The sequence below is a fragment of the Novosphingobium sp. 11B genome, assembly GCF_054589055.1.
In genome coordinates this window covers 22712-25185 of record NZ_BAAILP010000178.1, presented here as the reverse complement: position 1 = coordinate 25185, position 2474 = coordinate 22712, and the positions used below count along the sequence as shown (strand labels likewise).

Sequence of the window (2474 nt, the reverse complement as noted above, 5' to 3'; positions counted from 1 at the left end):
GAAGCAATCCAGGGCGGTGTAGGGCTACCCTGAATTGCTTCGCTGCGCTCGCAATGACGATGAAGGGTGACGTGCTGCCAAGGAGGTTTGAAGCCATCCGGTTACGCCGCCTCGTCCAGCATCCGGCGATACGTGGGCAGGGCGCGGGCGATGAACACCGTCGATGCTGCCGCCGCGACGGCGCAGGTGATGGCGAGGGAGTCGCCCACGCGGCCCTCGTCGCCGAAGACATGGTCGGTGATGAGCGCGACGAACGTAGGTGCCAGCGCCAGCCCGGCCACGCTGACGACGAAGACGTAGATGGACGAGGCGATGCCGCGCATCCGGTTGGGCGTCACCAGCTGCAGCGCGGAGGACGAAAGCGCCTGCGGCAAGCTGTAGAGCACGCTCGCCGCCGTCGCGATGGCAAAGGCGGTCCAGTAATCGGTGGCGGCCATGAGCGCGAGGCTGAGCGGCACCATCGCGACCGAGGCGCCCAGCGCGACCAGAAGCAGGTTGTCGCGCCGTCCCATGCGCTCCACCGCGCGGGCCACCCAGGGGCTGACCAGCACGCTGAGCGATCCGGTGATGAGCACGGCAATGCCGTACTGCACACCCACTTGCGCGGCGGAGACGCCGAACTTGCGGATCAGCACCGTCGGCATCCACGCGGGGAAGGCGTAGAGCGGGATGATGAACAGCGGCATGCCCAGGTAGAAATTGCCGTAGAACCCGCGCCAGCGCCGGAACGTTGCCCAGATTTCTGCCGACGACATCGTCTGTACCTCGGCACTTGCGGTAGAGGCGCGGCGGGCGGGTTCCTTCACGAAGACCAGCAGCAGCGCGATCAGCACGCCGGGCAGGCCCGCGCAGAAGAAGACCAGCTGCCACGGCTTCATCGCGCCCAGCAGCGGGATCGCAGACAAGTCCCAGCCTTCCGCGCCCTGCAGCAGCAATCCGCCGAAGATCAGCGCGAGGCCGCCGCCAAGATACGGCCCCATCATGTAGACGCTGAACGCGCGCGGGATCAGGCGCGGCGGGAAGGCGTCGGCGATGATCGACCATGCGGCCGGGGTCAGGCAGGCTTCCGCCCCGCCGACGCCGAAGCGGGCGAGGAACAGCTGCCAGTAGCTGCGCGCAAGACCGCAGGCGCTGGTGCCGATACTCCACAAGGCGATGCCGAACATCAGCACGCCCTTGCGACTGCCGACATCGGCGATGCGTCCGAACACCGGGCTCATGACGACGTAGGCCGATGTGAAGGCGAGGCCCTGCAGCAGGCTGAGGCGGGTATCGTCGAGCCCGAACTCGGCCTTGATCGGGCCGACAAGCAGGTTGAGCACCTGCCGGTCGATGAAACTGGCGGTGTAGGCCAGGGTGAGGACGAAGATCAGATACCAGCCCGCCCGCGATCCCCCCTGCGGTTCGGGGGCGGCCTCCGGGTAATCGGCGCCGGCTTCGCGGATGGGCGTCACGACCGTCACTTCGCGAGGCCGGCCGGGTCGATCTTGCGCTCCGGCGTGAAGCCGCGCAGCAGTTCGAATTTCTGGACTTTGGTGGCGCTCATCGGCCAGCTTTCGACGAACCGGACGTAGCGCGGGATCTTGTAGCTGGCGATCCGGCCTGCGCAGTGGCGCGCGACGTCCTCTTCGCTCAAGGCTTCGCCGGGGTTGAGTTCGATGAAGGCGGCGGCGACTTCCATCAGACGCTCGTCCGGAACGCCGACGACCTGCGCCATGCGGATCGCCGGGTGCGTGGCGAGGAAGCTCTCCAGTTCGACGGCGGCCACGTTCTCGCCGCCGATCTTGAGCATGTCCTTGAGGCGCCCTTCGTAGACCACGCGCCCCATCGCGCCGATCCGGCCAAGGTCGCCGGTATGGAGCCAGCCCCCGGCATCGACGGCGGCGGCGGTGGCCTCGGCATCGTCGAAGTAGCCCGCGAAGACGCCGAAGCCGCGCATGCGGATCTCTCCGGGCTCGCCGTCGGGGACGATCCGGCCGTCCTCGCCGAAGATCGCCAGTTCCATGCCTTCGCAGATCGGGCCGGAGGTTTCGAACAGGACGTCGTCGGGGTCGTCGATCTCGCTGTAGCAGGGGACGCCGGTGCCTTCGGTCAGGCCGTAGCTGTTGACGTACTTCGCCCCCGGAAACAGCGTTCCGTAGCGGCGCATGAGGTCGACCGGGCCGACTACGTGGTTGATCCGCAGGTCCGACTGGTCGTAGCGGTCGAACTGCGGATGCGTCACCAGCGCCGAGATGATCGTCGGGAAACCCGCGTACTGCACGGTCGGCCGCCGCTCGATCAGCAGGTCCATCGCCTCGTCGGCGGAGAAGTGCCCCATGCCGATGAAGCAGGCGCCCGTCGCCCGGCACCCGGCCATCGGCAGGATCGTCGACATGTGGAACAGCGGCAGCGGGTCCCAGACCCGGTCCTGCTCCGTCAGCCGGAAACGCCCCGCCATCGCGGTGCCCATCCGGCTGAGCGACCCGTGCGTG

The 2474-nt window shown here is 67.9% G+C and carries 2 protein-coding genes; both read right to left on the bottom strand.

Annotation, left to right across the window (positions count from 1 at the left end):
• Nucleotides 1-101: 101 nt before the first annotated feature.
• Nucleotides 102-1454 (bottom strand): spinster family MFS transporter, encoded by a 1353-nt coding sequence (locus tag ACYPYD_RS16690; protein WP_285017500.1) that lies wholly within the window; start codon nucleotides 1452-1454, stop codon nucleotides 102-104.
• Nucleotides 1455-1459: 5 nt separating this feature from the next.
• Nucleotides 1460-2474 (bottom strand): class I adenylate-forming enzyme family protein (locus ACYPYD_RS16685; RefSeq protein ID WP_459664283.1); only part of this gene is annotated, 1015 nt, incomplete at its 5' end.